Origin of the sequence: Pyrodictium delaneyi, assembly GCF_001412615.1 — an archaeon.
GTDB classification, from domain to species: domain Archaea; phylum Thermoproteota; class Thermoprotei_A; order Sulfolobales; family Pyrodictiaceae; genus Pyrodictium; species Pyrodictium delaneyi.
Genome location: NZ_CP013011.1, coordinates 1527737 through 1546982 on the forward strand (window position 1 = coordinate 1527737; position 19246 = coordinate 1546982).

The following is a 19246-nucleotide window of genomic DNA, read 5'->3' on the forward strand; positions in this document are numbered from 1 at the left end:
ATCACCCCTTAACTATTAGTGCTAGAGCCGCAATTATGAAGGAGCATGGCACTATGGCAGTCCATGAGGCTCTCCCCACGTCTACGAGCCGTAGCCTCGGAGCTGCTGCATCTACTAGTGTAGCAGCAATGGCAACTGCTAGCCCTGTCCCCAGGAGCGCAAGGAGCCCTGCTATGCCGCTCCAGGGCGGCGCGAGGAACAGCGTCGTGTAGTAGTATAGCGAGACAGTCTCGTGGATACGATGCGTCAAGTGTGCAAACGCGAGGCGACGACCACTCATATCCGCCATTAAGCCACCTGCAATCTCGGTCTCAGCCTCTGCCACGCTAAACGGGTCCTTGCCTGCCTCGGCTAGGATCAGCACGAAGCCTAGCACAGCCCCCGCTAGCCACAACGGCAAGAACACCGGCTCAGCAGCTAGGCTGCTCCACAGTGTCCTCCTTATCTCCGCGAGCGAGAGCGAGCCTGTAACAGCATAGACTATACCAAGCAGGGAGAGGAGAGCAACTTCATAGCTTGCTAGGAGCCCTAGCAGACGGAACCCACCAATGACACTATAAGGGCTATGAGTCGAGAAGGCTGCCAGGTAGAGGAGGCCAAGCGAGAGGGTTAAACACGCCGCAACGAGCACTGCATCGCCATGAAAGCTAAAGCCTATAGCACCGCTCCAGGGGATGAAAAGCGAGGCAAACGCGGCTAGGCTTAGACTCCATATCAGCGCTGCTGGCACTGCAACCGGGTCCTGGCTCCGGGGCGCAAGATCCTCCTTACCCAGCAGCTTCAAGAGGTCTATGAGCGGCTGTAGTAAACCTCCTAATCCAGTATAGCTAGGACCTATACGGCTCTGCAGCCTGGCTACAACTTTACGCTCAACAGCTTCGAGCAACAGCGCTAGCGCTACCACGAACGTTAGGCCAGGGTATACAGTAGCCTTCACGACCAGGTCTAGGGGATTCATAACGTGTGTCTCCTCTTGAGTATACTACGGGCAGTTATGGCCGAGAAGACGCCGGCAACCATAAAGAGGAGAGCCGATACGTTGCTAGAACCACCAGCTAGTAGTACTGCTACGGGCACTGCTTCCACCGCTGCAAAGAGGAGTAGCAGCCAAGGGTATGGCGGCGATGCTTCTCGAAGAGGCTCTGTCTTTTCTCCACACATGTAGGGCTCTACTGCTTCTCCTTCTCTACGTGGAGCTGGTGCCAAACTTTTTGATGCAAGATAGTAGCTCGCCGATACAACCATTATTAGTACAAATGCAATGACCAGCTCTATCATCCTTTGTACACCATGACTCCAAGCGCCTAGTTATCCTCGCTAGAGCATTACTCCGATTTAGCTGGATATCCATTGTTAATTACGATTGATACGCTGTATTTAGTGCTAGACCGCTAGAGTACGGGCCCCGACACAAGCTCACGAGAATATGATTAGTCAACATATAATAGGCCCGAAACTCGTAGAGCTCAAGTCTCCGAGGACTAAATTTGCTAGTGATACGCCAGCCCCTAGAGCCAGGGATAAGTGAGAGAACAAGTGTGGTAGGGATCAATCGTGCCACCGAGGATAGCACTTGTAACAGGTAAGCGGGCCAGGAATAGGGTAGAGAGCGTTGTCTCCGATATACGTAGAGCCACCGGATGGACTATAGATGTCGTCGAAGCACCCATTGATGTGGCATCGTTGATACCTCGGGACATACTGGAGGATATACTTAGGGGCTTAAGGGGCAGGTATGACCTCATTATAGTTCCCGGCACCCTTAGCTATAGCCTCGATGGACTTGAAGAGGCTGCCGGAGCCCCCGTGGTCCGAGGACCACCGGATCCGGAGAGCTTGAGGCTGATAGCCGAGCTAGGCGAAGATGGGCTCCAGAGGCTGGCAGAGCAAGGAAGTCTCAGCCCCTCACTCATGCTGGATAAGTGGCTCGAAGAGCTGCGTAGACATCACCTATCCACGCCCAGTGTCGAGGTCTGCAGCGTCCGTGTACCCGTGAGGCCTCCACCCATCGTGGTGGCTGCCGAAGTTTTTGTCCGACAAGGTATATCGGCCGAGGATATAGCTGGCAGGGCCGAAGAGCTGCTGGGGCGCGGCGCTGACATTATTGTAGCCGGGTTTGGACAGAGTTGGGAACGCGAAGAGGCTCTACGGGTACTACGTGTACTCGTGGACAGAATCGGGCCCGTGGCACTTGACACGCCTGATAAAGTTTTAGCACGCGATGCTGCACGGGAAGGACTTAACTGCCTCACGCTATCGCTTAGCGAGGGTGACCCACTCTTTAATGAACTGCCTCGTGGCAGCCAGGTTGTCGTCATACCTCTAGATTCCTCGTTCAATGTCCCTAGGAGCGTGAGCAAGAGAGTAGAGCTTCTAGAGCGTCTCGTAAAGCGTGCACAGCAGAAGGGCCTCGTACCCATAGCCGATCCTATGGTTGACCCACCGGGATGGGGACTTGCAAGGAGCGTAGCAGCTTACCTTGAGGCTTCTGAGAGGCTCCCCGAGACGCCGCTGCTAGCTGGCATAGCTAACGCTTACGAGCTGATAGACGCTGATAGCCACGGCCAGGTGGCTGTGTTGACACAGTTGTTCGCCGAGGCCGGCGCCTCGTTGATGCTAGTCACCGAGGAGAGTAGGAAGACCGTTATGGCGACCACAGAGGCAGCCATAGCGGCAACCATGACTAGCGTATCTCTACTGAAGAATAGGTGGCCGAAGGACTTAGGTATAGACTTGCTCTACGCCAAGGAGAAGAGACCTAGCGGAGACCAACCCCGGCTGCCCAGGCGCCCCCGACTATCCCTAGACGCCAATACCCTAGCAGCCTGGTACGGGTTCCGTCAGGACCGCACTGGCAGCCACCTCATAGTAGTCGAAGGCGACACTATAAGAGACGTGTATATCGGGAGGAGGGGCGTCATAGAGCTGCGGGGCAGCAACGGCCGAGATCTCTACAAGGCTGTAGCCTATCTTGGACTCGCCAGCGAGCCTAGTCATTACGCTTATCTGGGCTACGAGTTGTGCCGCGCAGAGCTAGCAGCAATCATGAAGAGGAGCTATGTACAGGACGAGCCGCTCCTAACGCCACCGTGGATGCGATGTAGCTGGTATAGTGCTAGAGCCATGAGCCCCATTAAACCTATAGGACAAAGAGAGAAAAGATGAGGGATGGCAGGAGCCAGAGGCTAGCCCTGCTGCGCCTCTGCAGCCTCTGTAGCTGGCTTAATTACGAGACTGCGGCCTTTCCACTCGTAGCGCCCAGCCTTTAGTGCCTCGAGTATCTCGCGGGCCTTCTTGTCGTTAGGATGCTTGCGTAGGTGGCGTTCGAGCCTCTTTATGAGACGTAGCTTCCGGCTCATAGCCTTCCACCCAGGTCTAGGCGGCAGAGTGTTAGCCGGGGCGGCATAAACACTACCCTCTCCCCTGGGGCTGTGAGGACGCGTTCCCACGAAGGACTGTCCGGTTGCGGCCTAGGCCCCTTGGAACTATGGGGCCGGTGGCCGTAACCCCCCTTCGCCGAGCCCGCCTTCCGCTAGCCGCCTCCTAGTAGCCACTACCATGTCCGGGTAGTCTGTCGCTATCCCATCCACGCCCCGTTTCGCCAGCTCTAGTACCCAATGTTCCTCGTTGACAGTCCAGGCCACTACGCGTAGGCCTAGCCGATGAGCCAGCCCCACCGCCTTGGCCGTAGCTAGGGGGTATCTCGGGAGCACTATACGGCAGCCCAGTTTGCGGCAATCGAGTATCCTTCCAGGCGGCCGGAAGTAGATGATACCCGTGGGCAACCCTGGCTCGAGCCGACGCGCCGCGTGGAGGACATCATCATGGAAGCTTATCAATGCGGCCATGTCTAGGGCGTTCTCCTTCCTCAAGACCTCTATTATCCTACTTGTGTCTCTCGGCTCCTTGACCTCTAGGAAGAGGAGTATTCGGCCACGCGCCTCCTCTATGATTTCCTCAAGCGTCGGCGGTGCTTCGCCTCCTCCTAGATCTATGCTCTTTACCTCAGCTAGGCTAGCCTTCCTGACATCGATTGTTCTGCCACCGTTGCTGCGTAGTACTGGGTCATGGGAGGCAACGACAGCACCGTCACCGGTTACCTGTAGGTCGAACTCCGCTATATCCGCTCCCACCTCTACAGCCTTACGGAGCGCGGCTAGGGTGTTCTCGGGGGCTAGGCCACGGGCACCACGATGCCCAATTACGGCGAAGGGCCTACGGCTCAACATCTCTAGAACCGGGTGCAGCAGCATCCACCCCTCCAGGGATACAGCTACACGTAAAGAGGCCAGGGGCGTTATACCTGCTCCGAGAGAAATAGCTCCATGGAGAGGATGACAAAACACGCCACATTGTAATTGGGTGGGACACTATAAACTCTAGTGTTCCAAGAGCTGCGCTAGTCTCTTGGCTATATTCTCCGCGACGTCCATTGTCTTGGCGTTACCGCCCAAGTCTGGCGTCAGTACCCGGTCCTCTACGAGCGTAGCCTCTATTGCCTTGTCGAGGCTCTTGGCTGCCCTAGCTAGGTAGGGGTCGCTATGTTTCTGGGCTAGATACTCCATCATGAGCCTGGCTGCGTGTATGGCTGCTACCGGGTTTGCGATACCCTTGCCCGCTATGTCGAAGCCAGCGCCGTGTACCGGCTCGAAGACCGCGTAGCGCTCGCCTATCTGGCCAGAGCCGCAGAGTCCTAGGCTCCCGGCCAGCCCGGCGGCGAGGTCGCTCAAGATATCGCCGTAGAGGTTCATGGTGACTAGTACCTGGAGCTTCTCCGGGGTCCGCGCCATGTTGTAGGCTGCCGCGTCTACGATGAGGTCGTCAGACTGTATCTCGGGGTATTCTTTGGCTATCTCGCGGAACACCTGGAGAAAGAGGCCGTCGCTGAGCTTGAGTATGTTGGCCTTGTGGACTGCTGTGACCCTCTTGAACCCGTTGGCCCTGGCGTACTCGAAGGCAAACCGTATTATCCTCTCTGAGCCATGCCGCGTCACTATCTTGACTGCTAGCGCTTGGTCGCGGAATACACCCTCTATGCCGGCATATAGGCCCTCAGTATTCTCGCGCACAATTACCATGTTGAAGACTCGCGGCGAGATCCCCTGGTAGCCCCTACAGGGGCGAAGGTTCGCGTAGAGGTCTAGGCTCTGCCTTATGTAGACGTTTATGCTTCGATACCCGCTTGGCCCTACTGGTGTAGCTAGAGGACCCTTTAGCGTCGCATCGGCTGCACGGAGCCGGTCTAGGAAGTCGTCAGGGAACGGTTTACCGGTCCGGTTGTAGTAGGCGAGGCCTGCCTCTACCTCTTCTATGTCGAAGACGCCCACAACGTCTAGTACGCGGCGCGCTGCTGCTGTTACCTCGGGGCCTATACCATCGCCAGGTATGAGCACTATGTGATAGCGTCGTGCCATTCCTGCTTCACCAGGGGAGCCGGTTCATCTTCTTAATGTACTCTACTATCCCGCCCGCCTCGAGTATCTCTAGGAGCTGTTGCGGCGGCGGCTGGAACCTCTCCTCAACACCCTTAGTCACGTTGCGTACCACGCCTACCTCAAGGTCTACCTCTATCTCGTCGCCCTGCTCAGTGACCTCTGGGATCCTCTGGACTATTATCACGGGCAGGCCTATGTTTATCGAGTTCCTGTAGAATATCCTGTGGAAGCTCTTAGCGAGCACCGCACCGACGCCGGCAAGCTTGAGGAGCCTGGGTGCGTGCTCGCGGCTGCTGCCGTAGCCGAAGCCACGGCCTGCTACTATCACGTCGCCTGGCTGAACTTTCTTGTAGAACTCCGGTATAACCTCCTCGAAGACGTAGGGGAGCATATCCTCTAGCTTGTTTATCTTAGCGAACTTGTATTTACCGCTTATAATGTGGTCTGTGCTTATGTTGTCACCTAGTACCCATGCTCTTCCACGGATAACCCTAGCCATGGATACTCACCTCTCCTCCATTGTTAGGGCTTGAAACTGTACGAGGGATCTACAACCATCAGCCTAGCATCAGCGGGCAAGAAGTCTCGGGGGTCTGTTATCCGCCCGGTCACAGCAGCTGCTGCAGCTGTTGCAGGACTTGCTAGGTAGACCTTCGACTCCTTATGGCCCATGCGGCCGGTGAAGTTCCTGTTAGTCGTCGATACTGCTACTTCGCTCTCGCCGAGGAGACCTAGGTGCGCGCCTATGCATGGACCACATGTACCGAATGCCACGAAGCAGCCGGCCTCAACTAGTATATCTATTATGCCGTTGCGTAGTAGCCTTTCGTAGACTTTACGCGACGCTGGCACGGCTATGCAGCGTACACCCTCCTTCACCTTGCGACCCTTGAGTATCCTTGCGGCCGCGACGTAGTCCTCGTAGCGGCCGTTGGTGCAGCTCCCTATGAACACTTGGTCTACCTCTATGCCTTCTACTTCGCGGACTGGCTTCACGTTGTCAACGTTAGGCGGCGCAGCTACTATCGGCTCGAGGCGTGGGAGCTCTAGCTCTAGTTCCTCGTCGTACTCGGCTCCTGCGTCGGGCTCTAGGAGTGGTACTTCGATGCCGTGGTTTGCACGGTACCATTCTCGTGTCACGGCATCGGAAGGGAAGAGGCCAACTTTTGCGCCCATCTCTACTGCCATATTGCTGATTGTCATCCTGGAGTCCATTGATATACTCTTCAAGCCCTCGCCCTGGAACTCGACAGCTTTGTATATCATACCGTCAGAGCGTACCATACCTATGATCGTGAGTACTATGTCCTTACCCATTATGTAGCCAGGTGCTTCTCCGCTCAGCTTGAGCCTTACCTGCTCAGGGACGCGCATCCACAACTTACCTGTAGCCATTGCTATAGCTGCGTCTGTGCTTCCTACACCTGTAGCGAAGGCGGCAAAGGCGCCCCCAGTGACTGTATGGCTATCTGCACCTACCACGAACATACCAGGTTTTATGAGGCCCTCGTCGGCTACCACTTGGTGGCTTATCCCAGTGCCTACGTCAAAGAGTCTTACACCATGCTCTTTGGCGAAGCGCCTCATTACGCGGTGTACTAGCGCAGCCGCTACAGTTGGAGCTGGCGCTGCATGGTCTATGAAGAGTGCTACACGCTTAGGGTCGAAGACGCGGCTCAACAATGGAGTTTCCTTCATGACGTCTAGTGCTAGCGTGAATGTACCGTCATGTGCATATACTAGGTCTATAGGTACTACTACTATCTCTCCGGTTTCCGGCACTCTGCCAAGCTTAGCCTCGAACAGCTTCTCCGTTAAGGTGCGCGGCTTACTCAAGCCTATCCCCTCGGTTCCGGCTTCTACGACTTGCAGGGCATACACGACGGGAATATGGCTCGGAGGGGCCTAATTCGACGACAGACGGTCCGCCTCTGTATCCCGTCTCAGTAAAGCCCCGGGGACAATCCCTTGACGAGCTTCTACGCCCCTGGGGCTTCACCCAGACCCACAGTTATAACTCTATATACGTTATTTTCCTCAGAGTCTTCACATAATCCGTAGTGATAAAACGAGGAATGTCTAAGATCGGGTCTTGCCCTGGATCTCGGGAAAGTAGCGTTCTACTATACGTGTCATTTCCTCGTCACTGAGCGGTGTGTGACGCCCACTTTCTTCGAACAACTTCACAACCTCTCTGTAGATGGCTTCGACGCGCGGATCATCCTTGTCTATAGACTCAGCTAGCTTCTCAGGCAGCCGGCTACGCAGCCACATGACTATAGCTGCGCGACCCCCATAGGCTGTGACAGCTATGTCTGCTCTCCTCCCGACAATACCTGGGTCGAATGGCAGGTAGACCTCCGGGTTCTTCAACAAGCCGTCAATATGCACCCCTGCCTTTGTCCGGAAGGCGTTGCGGCCGACCAAGGGCTGGTACTCTGGCACACTGTATCCCATCTCCTCGAGAACCTCGACCACTCTGGGCAACGCCTCTAAGTTAACCCTGTCTAATCTGCCAGTAAGCCCCACATAGTGTAGCAGCATTACTTCTAGCGGACAGTTACCAGCTCTCTCACCTATACCCAGCAGCGTACAATTGCTCATACCAGCACCGTGCAACCATGCAGCAAGATGGTTCGCCACCACTAGTCCTAGGTCGTTGTGACCGTGGAACTCTATCTGCTCTGCTGCTAGTCCTATCTCGCGCAGAGCCTCTACGAGTGCTGGTATCCCGCGCGGCGGCGCGATCTCTGGGAAGGGTAGGCCTAGGCCTAGCGTGTCTGCCACCTTTACGCGGAATGTTACACCGTAGCGCTCGCTTAGAGCAATGAGTTTCTCGACAAAGGGAATGATGTTCCTCTCTAGGCTAGCCCTCGTAGCATCCTCGAGGGTACAGCGCACCACTATACCGCGCTTCATAGCCTCCTCCACTACGGTTAGGTACTTGGTGAACGCCTTGTCCCTTGTCACGCCAAATTTATAGTAGATGTGATAGTCGCTTATACTCGTCAGCATTGTAGTCTCCTCGAGCCCAGCTTCGAGGACTAGTTTAAGGTCGTTCATTGTTGCTCGTATCCAGCCTATCGGCTTAGGGTACTCTGCACCATACTCCCTTATCCTCTTCACTAGCTCCCGGTCCCTCGGCGTGTATAGGAATAACTCAGCTGAGGCTATTGCACCACGGCCTCCAAGCTCTACTAGCAGCTCGTAGATCCTTAGTCCTTCCTCGACTGTTATCGGCCGCCAGCCTTGTTGACCATCTCTCAGCGTTGTATCAGTCACTACTATCCTGTCTGGTTCAAACCATCCAGGCGCCTCCCCATCGAACATTATACGGGGAGGTTCACTGTACGGAAATACGTCACGGTACAGCTCCAAGCCTGCTACGTCCGTAAAACCGCACCACCCCCAGGTACTGGCAGAGAAGGCTAGGAATAACGGTGTGCCCCTAAGGATAGGGGTCAGCGGGTAGACCGTGTAGGGCAAAGGGTGCTAATAACTTGCCGGAGTTAACGCCCGGACTAGTGACCGGTGGGACTAATGCCTGGAGACGGATTCCGTACTAGAAGTGTAGAAGCCAGCACTTGAATTGTGACGGGTGTCTAGGATTTAACTCCTCTGTACATTCTTAGATACAGTTTCGGTACACAGACTCTATGATAGGTGCTGTTTCTGTTACACCCTTGACCTTGAGGCGAACAATAAGCTATCAATCAATTGACTCTGTTGTTTATCCAGCGTACGCCTGTACGACTATAACTTGCGAATATCCGTACATAGTATACTGTATATACCCGCAGCTAACCCAAGAGGTTGTGATCAAGAGAGACAATATGTCATAGACCTAATAGGCTAGACCGTGACTGAGGAATACACGGTAGTCTCGAGGGGCTGCAGGCCCGCCTCGAGGCGAGAAACTGTAGGAGAGGGTCTGCTAAAAACTGGTTATGCTGTTTTCGAGGAGCTTGTTGTACGGGGGCTAGTAGTAGTACCATATACTCTTGTAGTCCTCTGGGTCCTCGCCGAATACCTCCTGGAGCTTATCGAGGTACATCTTTATGGAGACTATGTCTGTGTATATGTAGGGATCTACTAGCTGTATATTCTTCTCCCAAGGATGCCAGAGGTAGACGCGACGGCCATCAGGCCTTATCATTATCAGCTCGTGGTCCTGTCCAGCGCGTAGGTGGTTCTTGCCGAGCCTAGGCACATTGAAGACCGGCTCCTCTGTGCGGAAGCTGCCTGGTAGTAGGCGCGCCTCCTCCTTGCGCTCCTGTAGTATCCTCGCCACCGGCACTAGATAGTCCTTTGTCTCCCACTTACCCTTGGGGTAGAAGTTGTAGTATGGATCTATCCCGGCCTTCTTCAGCGCTATTCTTAGTGCTACTGTTTCGAAGCGGCGGCTCACCCAGAACGTATACACCTGCTGGTTGTATATCATTAGACCGTTGCGGCGCAGCTTGAACGCTGCCTCAGCTACCTCTGGTGTTACCTCGTAGGCCGACTCAAAGTGTGACGATATTGTTATGACGCGTTTACCCGGCTCTATGTAGCTGCCGAGCATCTCTGCTAGCTCGTCAGTTATCCTGAAGGGAACCGTCACGAGTATGCGTGTACCTATCCTTATGAGATCCACATGGTCTAGCTCCGAGAGCCTCTTCACGATATGCTCTATCATATCGTCGCTGAGTATCATCGGGTCGCCTCCTGTAACTAGCACGTCACGTATTTCGGGGTGCTCGGCGAACCAGTCTATTGCCTTGTCTATTAGCTTCTTGGTGGGTATACCCTCGGGGTCCATTGCTGTTGCTATCTCCCAGTTACGCTGACAGTAAACGCAGATCTGTGGACACGTGTTAGCCGCCTTTAGTATAGCCACCATGGGGTAGCGGCGCGTTATGAGCGGGTGCGGGCTCGTGTCATGTTCGCCCATGAAGTCGAAGTAGTACTCGCGATCCTTACGATGCTCTATCATCATCTTGACATAGTGGAGCGGCGGTAGCACTTGGCGGCGCACATGATAGTCACGGCGCCACGGTGTTTCGAGGTCGAAGAGGTGGAGGTAGTAGGGTGTTACACCGAATGGTACTTTATACTCTAGCGCGTCCATGAGTGCTTTGACGTCGTTTTCGCCGAGATGGGCTAGCTCCTGAAGCACCTTGATTCCACGACGTCCCTTCAACACGTTGCGGAAGTGCCAACGGTAGTCCCTCCAATCATCCATGCTACCGCCTAGGACATCTAGTATCCGCTTTACATTCTCCTTCCTCTTCTCTATGACCTCGGGGTCGAGGCCACTAGGGTACCGCTTCAGATATTCTCTAACTTTCTTGGCTAGCTGGTCTAGATAGTTACTCCGTGCCACTCCTGCCTCACGGCCCTTTATCCTGTTGAAGTCTACTTGCTCAAGGCCCTCAGCATACTTAGCAGGATATATGTCGGGACGGCCGTTTATCGCTTTAAAGAGGTGTTTAAACTCATATACGAAGCCCTCATCAACCTCCTTGGCTGCTTTCTGGCCATCCTTGGCAAGGCGCCAGAGATGGTATAGAGCACTATAGCCGGTGAGCTTCTCGTTCCTCGGAGCTATAATGTTCTTAAACACTCTTATCGCGTCTCGCGCTATTGCCTCGATGAGTGGATGCAGTTTACGCTCGCCGCTATAGAGGCTCCACTCGAGCTGATTCAAGTAGAGGAAGAGGCTCCGCCGGGCATCCTCGAGATTGCTGGACGTGACTAGTATCTCCTTTATGTTGGGATCCTCGCTCCAGAGGAATTCGTCAAGGTTTATGTTTACTGCTGGCTTGGTTATCTGTAGTGGCACCTCTGTACGGTGTATACGTGAGTAATCGTATTGCTCCACCATCAGCGTTTGCATAGCCCGAGCACCCGGTACGAGCTTCAATCGCGTAGATTAGCGGCTTAAGTGTCTGCCCCCACTCGTAGCGGGAATCCTACACCATACATTTCTTCTGGGCATACACGCTTTCTACCCAGGAAGCTGTCCCTGTCTTCCACGATAGAGCAATAGCACCAACCGTGTAGGGTAAAGACCTGGCATCAAGCATCAACCGAAGCAACTATCGCTTGTTGCATGGCATCCCTAGCTCCCGGGGATGGTGCCGAGTTGGCCCTACGCGGTAGCAGCCTCAGGATACAGAACCTTACTGTGGCTATCGACGGCAAGACCGTACTAGATGACATAGACTTTGCTTTAGGGAGTGGTAGCTACCTAGTAGTCTTGGGGCCCAGTGGCTCTGGAAAGACAACCCTATTAAGGACTATTGCAGGGCTTCTTGACCCTGTAAGCGGCAGCATAATTGTCGATGGACAAGATGTCACCGCTCTACCACCGTGGAAAAGGGATGTAGCATTTGTTCAGCAGATACCCGGGCTTCTCCCCCATCTCACCGTAGAGGAGAACATAGTTCTCGCAGCAGAGCTGAGAGCTGGTCTAGCACGAGACGCCGCCAGGAGCGAGGCATGGCAGCTAGCTAGAATGTTGGGTATAGAGGATATACTGCGCCGAAGGCCTGGACAACTCAGCGGAGGACAGCTCCAGAGAGCCGCTATAGCAGTAGCGCTAGCCACAAGAGCTAGAATACTGCTGCTCGACGAGCCTCTTAGCCACCTGGACAGACCTCTTGCTGAACAGTTGCGGAATGAATTGAAGAGACTCCACCAAGCCACTGGCATCACAATAGTGCACGTGACCCACGACCAGGACGAAGCACTGGCCCTTGCAACACACATAGCTGTGCTCATAGATGGCAGGTTAGAGGCCTTCGATAAGACTGAAAAGCTATACTTCAGACCCCCAAGTAAGCGCGTAGCAGAGTTCTTAGGCCATAATGTCTTCGAGGCGGAGAGGCTCGACCCTGGAAGACAAGGCCTCGTCTCCCTACCACCAGAGGCCATATATATACATCTTGATGGAGGCTATAAGGGAGTGCTACGCAGCCTCACCCGAGAGCGGGGCAGAGTAGTCGCCTCCATAGAGACCCCTGCAGGCACCATTCGCGCTTACATCCACCCACTTGACGCCGAGAAACTCACGACAGGCATGCAAGTGCGCTTTGACGTAGACTGGAGCCTCGCTCACCGCCTTAGCAGAAACACGTAGAGGCATGTAAAGCAACTACAACGGGTGCCTTTCGTGGATAGGAGACTACACCATCGCTATACAGTTATGTTAGCTGTAGCCGTTGGGATTATAGTTGGCATAGCAGCCTATGTCATAGCACAGAGTACTGCAAAGCAAACTACCCTAGACGAGACTACACCCATCACAAATACTGTATACGGTAACGGCTTCTGTATTGTACACTCTAATCATACTTTCTGCAGCTCCTATATAGTCATTGAAGGCTCTTCAGTAGTCTCTGCTGTCAGGCTATCCGTTGGCAACTCTAGCTTACTAATCCCCCTTCCCGGGGAAGGGATATCTTTCATAGACTGGCTGGAGATAGAAGTTAGCATACAGCTACCGCGCGGCCCTGGCATACTACTACTCCATCCAAACCCATACACTGTCCTTACAGTCTACTTCAACTGCACTAGCCTAGCGCACGAGATAACGACTGCAGCCAGCACTACACAGCTGGTCACCGTTTACAACTTGACTATACCCTCTGGCAGTGTGTCGTCGGTAGAGCTTAACGGTGTATACCCCAATGCCAGCCACGCCTACTATATAGTAGTAAAGCCAAGCCGCAAAAATGAGGGTATGATTGACGTTAAGCTGTTTCTAGGACAGGACAGAGTGGCATGGGAACGTATAACGGGGGATGGAATAGACACACTAGTAGTCCCACTGGGTGGCGTCCTGCGGCAAAACCGCGAGCTATACTATACACGGCTCACTCTAGTCTACGAGTCTAGCCTAGACAACACTACATCTACCGGGCATTTCAAGGCGATGATGTACGCTTCTAGGCCGCTTATGCTAGACCTTGACTTGCTTGACGGCTCTTCTCTCCGGCTCATACTCCCCATAGCAACTCCCCCCGAGCCTGCTTCCGGCTAGCCTCCAGCCAGCAATACTCGCTACAAGTCCTAAGAGCACGCCTGCCAGCACATCGGCTAGGTAGTGGTTAGCCGTGTAGAGCGTAGAGAGCGCCATCAACCCGACCCATAGGATGCCTATAAGCTTCTTGCCACGTAGCCGCCAGTGGTAGTAGGCAAATATGACTGCTATACAGACGTGCATACTGGGCATAGCCGCAAAGGGGTTAGGGTCTATACGGCTCCCGAGAACCAGCTCTGCCAGCTCTACCAGGAGGTTCGGGGGCCTCGAGACGCCAGGTATCGCTATCCAGGGCGGCGCAGTAGGCCACAACGCGTAGACCGGTATAGCAGCTATACTAGCTAACACGAAAGAGGTGGTGAGACAGCGGAAGAGATGCCTATTTTTCACCGCAGTGTAGGCCGCGAAAGCCAGGAAGTATAGTGGATGAAACGCATAGATGATGCCAGTTATTACGTCTAACAGTATACTCCGGTGCATAGATAATAGCAGTGCCAGGGGCTTCCCGAAGAGCGTCGTCTCCAGCCTTAGCAGAGGCTCATAGACTATCACGCCCCGCAGGGCTAGGGCTACACCGCGGGCTAGCTCGTAACCAGCGTAGGCTGCCAAGAAGGGCATCATGTCTAGGAGTAAGCGTAGAACCTTGCTGCTACGCTGCCTATAGGCGCATGTAGCCCCAGCAACGCCTCGGTCCATTACCCGTCAACACCTTAGCCCTACCTTCCCGCCACTAAAGACCCCAGAGAAGGGATAACGGCGAACACCAGGGTCCGAGTCGAGGGTGGGCCTATTGTGGCCCTAGAGAGTGGCTCAGCGGGAGTCCTCTCAATAACTTGGGCAACCAGTCCCTTTATGTATAGCTGTCGAGGGTACCCGTGCCTAGGCTGCTTAGGTCGAGGTAACGCTGAGCAATCCTCCACCCTGAGCCGAGCAGCCGGCGAAGAACGTGTAAGCTCAGTTCCCCACGTGCACGAGCTGCTATTATCCTCCGGGCACGTCGCGGCCCTATCCCGGGCACGCGTAGGAGCTCCCATAGGCTAGCTGTCTCTGGGTCCACGGGGAACCACTCAGGATGCGCTTGGGCTAGCCGCCTCTTCAGCGACACCAAAGACGGCGGAATGTTGCCCTCGTCGTCTAGAAGAGGTTCTAAGTCGCGCAGCCGGAAGCCATAGTCGCGTATCAAGGTCTCAGCTTCGTAGAGCTGTCGGCTCCTCCAGAGCGGAGTTGGCCTACGCCGCACCCGGGCCAGGGCTGTGCCCGGCACTGGGGTATAGGGACTAAAATGTATACGACCAACACCCGAGCCAACGAGATACTCTACAAGCTTGAGCACGTCGAGATCACTCTCACCGGACGCCCCTAGGACGAACTGCGTGTCTACATGGCTCGGGTACCGGGTTACCGAGGCTGCATATAGAAGGCGGCTTAGGAGATCAAGGTTCCAGCCACCCTTACTCGGCGCGATCTCGGCGAAGAAGCTCGGCCCAGGTGCTTCTAAGTTCAAACCGACGCGGTTTGCTACGCGAAGCGCTTCTCGTATCACCCAGCTCGGGGTTCCAGGCATCAGACGAAGGTGGATGTACCCCTTGTAGCCGCGGCGCCGAAGTTCCTCAGCAACCTCCACTAGGTCGAGGCTGACACGCTCCGGGTCGCCGTAGAATCCGCTACTGAGAAACAGTCCACGGACAAGCCCCCGACGATAGGCTTCTAGGAAGACTCGTACCAGCTTACTACGGTGCCACATCTCCCTAGGCGTTCTCGTACCACTTGCAAAGGGACAATAACGACAATCCATACGACAACCACTGCTCAAGAGTGTCTTGAAGAGGGGGCCGCCAGTACTACGGTAGACCGGAATCTCGACACGTTCGAATCGCTCGGCTCCTTCCAAGAGTATGCTAGGGCTCCGCCACTTCCAGCTCCACGCCATAGAGCCTCCAGGACCCCTGGTGAATACTTCCAGGTACTACCTTATAGCAGCCATAGAGCTAAAGGAGAGACTGCTAGATATTTTTGATGTCTCAGAGGGCTACGACAAATGAAGGACTACTATATCTGGCATGGAACAGTCCAGTGCTCCCATTCACCCTCTTAGATGATGAACTTACCGACAGTTTATGATCCTCCTAGTGCTCCCCCATACCATAATCCATGCCTGCACGCCACGAGGAATGGTAGCTTAGGCTTCTGAAAACACACTGAAACCAGTTTACATCACTTAAGTACATCCCATCCCAGACCGAGAAGCACAACCACTACTACACTGTACGCCATAATTGCTCCAGCAACAACAACGTATGTTGTTCCGGGTATTCCTGGCACAGGAAGAGACCAGAGGAACACGCTAGCAACTACGCCTATAGCAGCGAGTACACCGCCTATCTTTCTTGCGTTCCAGAGGAAGTAACCTGCTACAACCTCAATAGCGTTTGTCACTAGATAGAGGACACTCCAGCCGGCTAAACGGTCTGCCTCATGGATCGTAATAGTTTGCCCAGAAATTACCACCTTCCCTCCAGAAGCAAGCACGTCAAGGCTAGCAAGCAGAAGCACAAGTCCAAGTACGATCCCAACAGTGCCGAACACCAAGAGGAGCAATGCCGCAGCAGTTATAAAGCCCGACCGCTCTCGGCAGACTCCAGACATCATATAATGCATCCCCCATTACCATATACACAACGCAATAAGTTTAACTAGACTGTCAACAAATGGACTATTCCCTTAAGCCCAAGCGATTATGATATTACAATAATAATAACAATATAATAGTGTGGAAGGATGTACGCCAATGATACTGGATTGTTAAAGATGGCGTAAGGGTCTAGGCCAGTATCTCAGATAGAGCTTTGAAAAGCCTCTCGTAGGCATCCTCGGGGAGCCAGCCCATAGTAGCTATTCTTACCACTTGATCCTTGAGACTGCCCATGCCTCTAGCGACCCTTATGCCCCGCTTGGCTAGCTCCGCCGCTAGCCTACCGCTTGGGATCGGTGTGTAGAATGCTGCCACTGTGTTGGCCCTATACTCTGGCTCTACTACTGGTTTGAACCCGAGTCCGGGAAGCTTGCTATATAGTAACTCTGCTCTTTCTTGGTGCATGTTTATCCAGACATCTAACCCCTTTTCGACAATGAGTCTAAGCGCCTCACGTAGCCCATATAGCAGGTTCACCGCCGGGGTATAGGGGGTTTCTCTTCTCTCACTGTGGAACTTGTAGACCTTCCAGAGGTCGAGATAACTCGGCGGCTTCTTAGTTACACGCTTCATCTTTTCTAGCGCGTCCTCGGAGACTGCGACGAAGGATACGCCAGGAGGACCTGCTATAGCCTTCTGAGCAGCTGATGCGACTGCATCAACAACACCGGGCGGCGGCACGGGCTCTCCCGCAAGCGCTGAGACCGCGTCTACTAGCACGAGAGCTCCACAGCTCTTAGCCTTCTTAGCTATGTACTCGACGTCTCGGTAGCTTAGACCGAGGCTTGTCTCTGTATACACCGTTGCAACGGCACTGTACTCCTTTTCCTCAAGCTTCTCTACGACCTTTTCCGCGGGGACATGCACTCCTGGCCTCTCTGCTTCGAGGATGTCAACCCTTGCACCCCTCTGTGCAAGTGCGTTCGCTAGTCTTTCACCAAACTCGCCGTGACTGACAACTAGTACCTGTTCACCTGGCTCAACAATACTCCATGTCATCGACTCTACAGCGAGTGTACCGCTACCCGTTAGTACAAGTGGCTCACCGCCTTGATAGACCTTTGCGAGAAGTTCCCTGACATCATCTAGGAGTTGGCGGAATTCCTCGGAACGATGGCTGACAACCTGCCCTATCATAGCCTCTAGTGCACGTTTATGCATCATCACCGGGCCTGGTGTGAATAACAATTCTCCGCGCATGGCCTAGCAACCTCTCGCATCAGCTAATGCTTCTATGAGCTTGCGTGCTGTTTCTACGGCTACGCGGCGCTGCGCCTCTATCGTAGAGGCTCCAATATGCGTCGTCAGTATGACTCTCGGATGAGCAGCTAGTTTCCTCTCTGCCTCGGTTTCGGGAGGCTCGTGCTCAAGCACGTCTAGAGCAGCTGCACCAACTATACCTTCCTCGAGAGCCCAGAGTAGCGCCTCGCTGTCAACAACTGCTCCACGGCTCGTGTTTACTAGTATCGCTCCACGCTTCATAACCCGGAACTCGTCCCAGCTCATGAGATGGTACGTGTCCGGCGTTAGGGGTACATGTAGTGTAACGGCGTCAGCTTCAGCTAGTGCATCGTGGAGGCTATGCGCCACGCTGACACCAAGCTTTTCAGCGTAATTACTTATATCAACAACATCGTAAGCTATTATATCCATACCTATGGCTTTAGCTATCTCTGTTACGCGGCGCCCTATCCTACCAAAGCCGATCACAGCAAGCGTTTTACCGTACAGTTCTACACCCATCACTTTCTTCCAGATACCTTTCCTGGCAAGTTCTATTGATTCGTGAAGCCGGCGAGCCGCTGCTATGAGCAACGCGATTGTTAGTTCTGCTACACTCTGTGTAGCTGCACCAGGAGCATTAACTACTCTTATGCCATGCTCGTGAGCCGCATGAACATCAATGTTGTCGAGGCCTACTCCAGCACGTGCTATCACTTTCAGTCTTTCCGCTCTCTCTATGACTACTCGGTCTACTTTAGTACGGCTACGCACTACTAAAGCATCGTACCCTGGTATAGCTACGAGGAGTTCGCCTCGTGTTATTCCAGGCCGGTAGTCTACCTCAAGACCCGCTGCCTTCAAGGCCTCGAGGAGAAGCCCATCGACAGGATCTGTTACGAGAACACGTGCCCCCTCGAGGCATGGGCGCAGCTTTTCAAGCTTAGTTATTTCAAGGCCGAATCCAACGGCACCACCTCCTCTATGAAGAGCTCGGCTCTCGTGTTTCAAGTCCCCCGCAGCGCTCTATGGGCCAGGAACACAGCTCTCCCACCAATCTGTATTTAAGCCTTAATCCTCTCTTACACGGGTGCTGAAGAAAGACTGAGAGAACCCATTCCCCAAGGACGCTAAGCGTCGCACTTAATCGGTTTCGATCACATTTATTATTGCATCGCCTAGGCTCTTTGTCGAGAATAGTGTGTATGTTACACGATGTTCACGAGGCCACTTTGCTGCTTTTGACCGAGCTTCCTCCCATAGTCTTAGATGTTTCCGAGGCAGAAATACTATTACTTGGTTTACCCCACGCCCAAGAAGTGCTTCCATAGATTCGGCCAACAGCGTTGTTACCACCCTGCTTAGCTCTGTGTTCTCCAATACTATATCTGGAGGAACCTCATAGCAACAAGCTGGATATTCTTCAGCACGCTCGTAAGGCACTAGTATCAAAAGATCCGAGAAGTACAGCCACTCAATACCTCTAGGTTTGTCTGCTATGGTATCCCAGAGGCCGAGGCGCCGGAGGAGCCCACGTATCTTCCGTGACGTGGGCGAGCGAGTATACGGTTTTACACTACTACAAGGAGTTATGAGAGCTATATTATTTTCTGGCTGATATCTCTCCTTTAGCCAACTCCACCACCCCCTTACACTGGGATGATTGAACGCCTTTTCCCCTACTAGGTCAGGATCTACACCATTATAGTGACGGGGCATAAGACGGCCAGCCTCATCCTTGCGTATACTGAATCTTGTCTTAGGCTTTTGCTGGGACTGTAATAACGCATTTTCTAGTAGTTGGTGCCTCGGCACAACAGCCTCAATAGTCACTTGGACACACCGACAGGGGTAATACCACTTATAGTCCTG

General features: G+C 53.9%; 18 protein-coding genes. 3 read left to right on the top strand and 15 right to left on the bottom strand.

Annotated features, from left to right (window positions below):
• Position 1 precedes the first annotated feature (1 nt).
• The gene (locus tag Pyrde_RS07755) at positions 2-958 is read right to left on the bottom strand and encodes a complex I subunit 1/NuoH family protein (RefSeq protein WP_055409655.1); all 957 of its coding nucleotides are present in this window, start codon (positions 956-958) and stop codon (positions 2-4) included.
• The gene (locus Pyrde_RS07760; RefSeq protein WP_055409657.1) at positions 955-1278 is read right to left on the bottom strand and encodes a hypothetical protein; all 324 of its coding nucleotides are present in this window, start codon (positions 1276-1278) and stop codon (positions 955-957) included. The genes Pyrde_RS07755 and Pyrde_RS07760 overlap by 4 nt, the downstream gene beginning before the upstream one ends.
• A 276-nt stretch (positions 1279-1554) precedes the next feature.
• On the opposite strand from Pyrde_RS07760, the gene Pyrde_RS07765 reads away from it, so the two are divergent.
• Positions 1555-3165 carry a DUF4346 domain-containing protein gene (locus Pyrde_RS07765; RefSeq protein ID WP_055409659.1) on the top strand — a complete coding sequence of 537 codons (1611 nt, stop codon included), beginning with the start codon at positions 1555-1557 and terminating at the stop codon, positions 3163-3165.
• Positions 3166-3185: 20 nt separating this feature from the next.
• On the opposite strand, the gene Pyrde_RS10725 is transcribed toward Pyrde_RS07765, so the two are convergent.
• The 7 genes from Pyrde_RS10725 to Pyrde_RS07795 all read right to left on the bottom strand — a co-directional run bounded on the left by Pyrde_RS10725 (position 3186) and on the right by Pyrde_RS07795 (position 11313).
• The gene (locus Pyrde_RS10725) at positions 3186-3359 is read right to left on the bottom strand and encodes a hypothetical protein (RefSeq protein WP_156328036.1); all 174 of its coding nucleotides are present in this window, start codon (positions 3357-3359) and stop codon (positions 3186-3188) included.
• A gap of 126 nt (positions 3360-3485) precedes the next feature.
• Positions 3486-4253 (bottom strand): glycerophosphodiester phosphodiesterase, encoded by a 768-nt coding sequence (locus Pyrde_RS07770; RefSeq protein WP_055409661.1) that lies wholly within the window; start codon positions 4251-4253, stop codon positions 3486-3488.
• Positions 4254-4379: 126 nt separating this feature from the next.
• Positions 4380-5414, bottom strand: coding sequence for an isocitrate/isopropylmalate dehydrogenase family protein (locus Pyrde_RS07775; RefSeq protein ID WP_055409663.1), 1035 nt, complete (start codon positions 5412-5414; stop codon positions 4380-4382).
• Positions 5415-5421: 7 nt separating this feature from the next.
• Entirely contained in the window at positions 5422-5934 is a 513-nt protein-coding gene (locus tag Pyrde_RS07780) for a 3-isopropylmalate dehydratase small subunit (RefSeq protein ID WP_055409666.1), read from the bottom strand.
• A gap of 23 nt (positions 5935-5957) precedes the next feature.
• Entirely contained in the window at positions 5958-7271 is a 1314-nt protein-coding gene (locus Pyrde_RS07785; protein ID WP_055410874.1) for a 3-isopropylmalate dehydratase large subunit, read from the bottom strand.
• Between the two features lie 243 nt (positions 7272-7514).
• On the bottom strand, positions 7515-8813 hold the full coding sequence (locus Pyrde_RS07790) for a homocitrate synthase/isopropylmalate synthase family protein (protein WP_231656715.1): 1299 nt from the start codon (positions 8811-8813) through the stop codon (positions 7515-7517).
• A gap of 601 nt (positions 8814-9414) precedes the next feature.
• The gene (locus Pyrde_RS07795) at positions 9415-11313 is read right to left on the bottom strand and encodes a KamA family radical SAM protein (RefSeq protein ID WP_231656716.1); all 1899 of its coding nucleotides are present in this window, start codon (positions 11311-11313) and stop codon (positions 9415-9417) included.
• Positions 11314-11562: 249 nt separating this feature from the next.
• Here Pyrde_RS07795 and Pyrde_RS07800 point away from each other — a divergent pair, with 249 nt between their 5' ends.
• Together Pyrde_RS07800 and Pyrde_RS07805 are read left to right on the top strand one after the other, a co-directional pair.
• Entirely contained in the window at positions 11563-12558 is a 996-nt protein-coding gene (locus Pyrde_RS07800) for an ABC transporter ATP-binding protein (protein ID WP_055409668.1), read from the top strand.
• 33 nt (positions 12559-12591) lie between these two features.
• Positions 12592-13461, top strand: coding sequence for a hypothetical protein (locus Pyrde_RS07805; protein WP_055409670.1), 870 nt, complete (start codon positions 12592-12594; stop codon positions 13459-13461).
• Here Pyrde_RS07805 and Pyrde_RS07810 read toward each other — a convergent pair.
• From Pyrde_RS07810 to Pyrde_RS07835, 6 genes are all read right to left on the bottom strand, one after another.
• Positions 13381-14157, bottom strand: coding sequence for a phosphatase PAP2 family protein (locus Pyrde_RS07810; RefSeq protein WP_055409672.1), 777 nt, complete (start codon positions 14155-14157; stop codon positions 13381-13383). The two genes, Pyrde_RS07805 and Pyrde_RS07810, sit on opposite strands and share 81 nt — an antisense overlap.
• A 154-nt stretch (positions 14158-14311) precedes the next feature.
• Positions 14312-15391: a radical SAM protein gene (locus Pyrde_RS07815; RefSeq protein WP_231656717.1), complete on the bottom strand. Its 1080-nt coding sequence runs from the start codon at positions 15389-15391 to the stop codon at positions 14312-14314.
• 284 nt (positions 15392-15675) lie between these two features.
• Positions 15676-16110: a hypothetical protein gene (locus Pyrde_RS07820; RefSeq protein ID WP_143522152.1), complete on the bottom strand. Its 435-nt coding sequence runs from the start codon at positions 16108-16110 to the stop codon at positions 15676-15678.
• Between the two features lie 172 nt (positions 16111-16282).
• The gene (locus Pyrde_RS07825; protein WP_082419568.1) at positions 16283-17353 is read right to left on the bottom strand and encodes a pyridoxal-phosphate-dependent aminotransferase family protein; all 1071 of its coding nucleotides are present in this window, start codon (positions 17351-17353) and stop codon (positions 16283-16285) included.
• Positions 17354-17356: 3 nt separating this feature from the next.
• Positions 17357-18385, bottom strand: coding sequence for a D-2-hydroxyacid dehydrogenase (locus Pyrde_RS07830; RefSeq protein WP_197272673.1), 1029 nt, complete (start codon positions 18383-18385; stop codon positions 17357-17359).
• Positions 18386-18517: 132 nt separating this feature from the next.
• A complete protein-coding gene (locus Pyrde_RS07835) occupies positions 18518-19207 on the bottom strand; it encodes a DUF5591 domain-containing protein (RefSeq protein WP_231656718.1) in 690 nt (229 codons plus the stop codon).
• Positions 19208-19246: the final 39 nt, after the last annotated feature.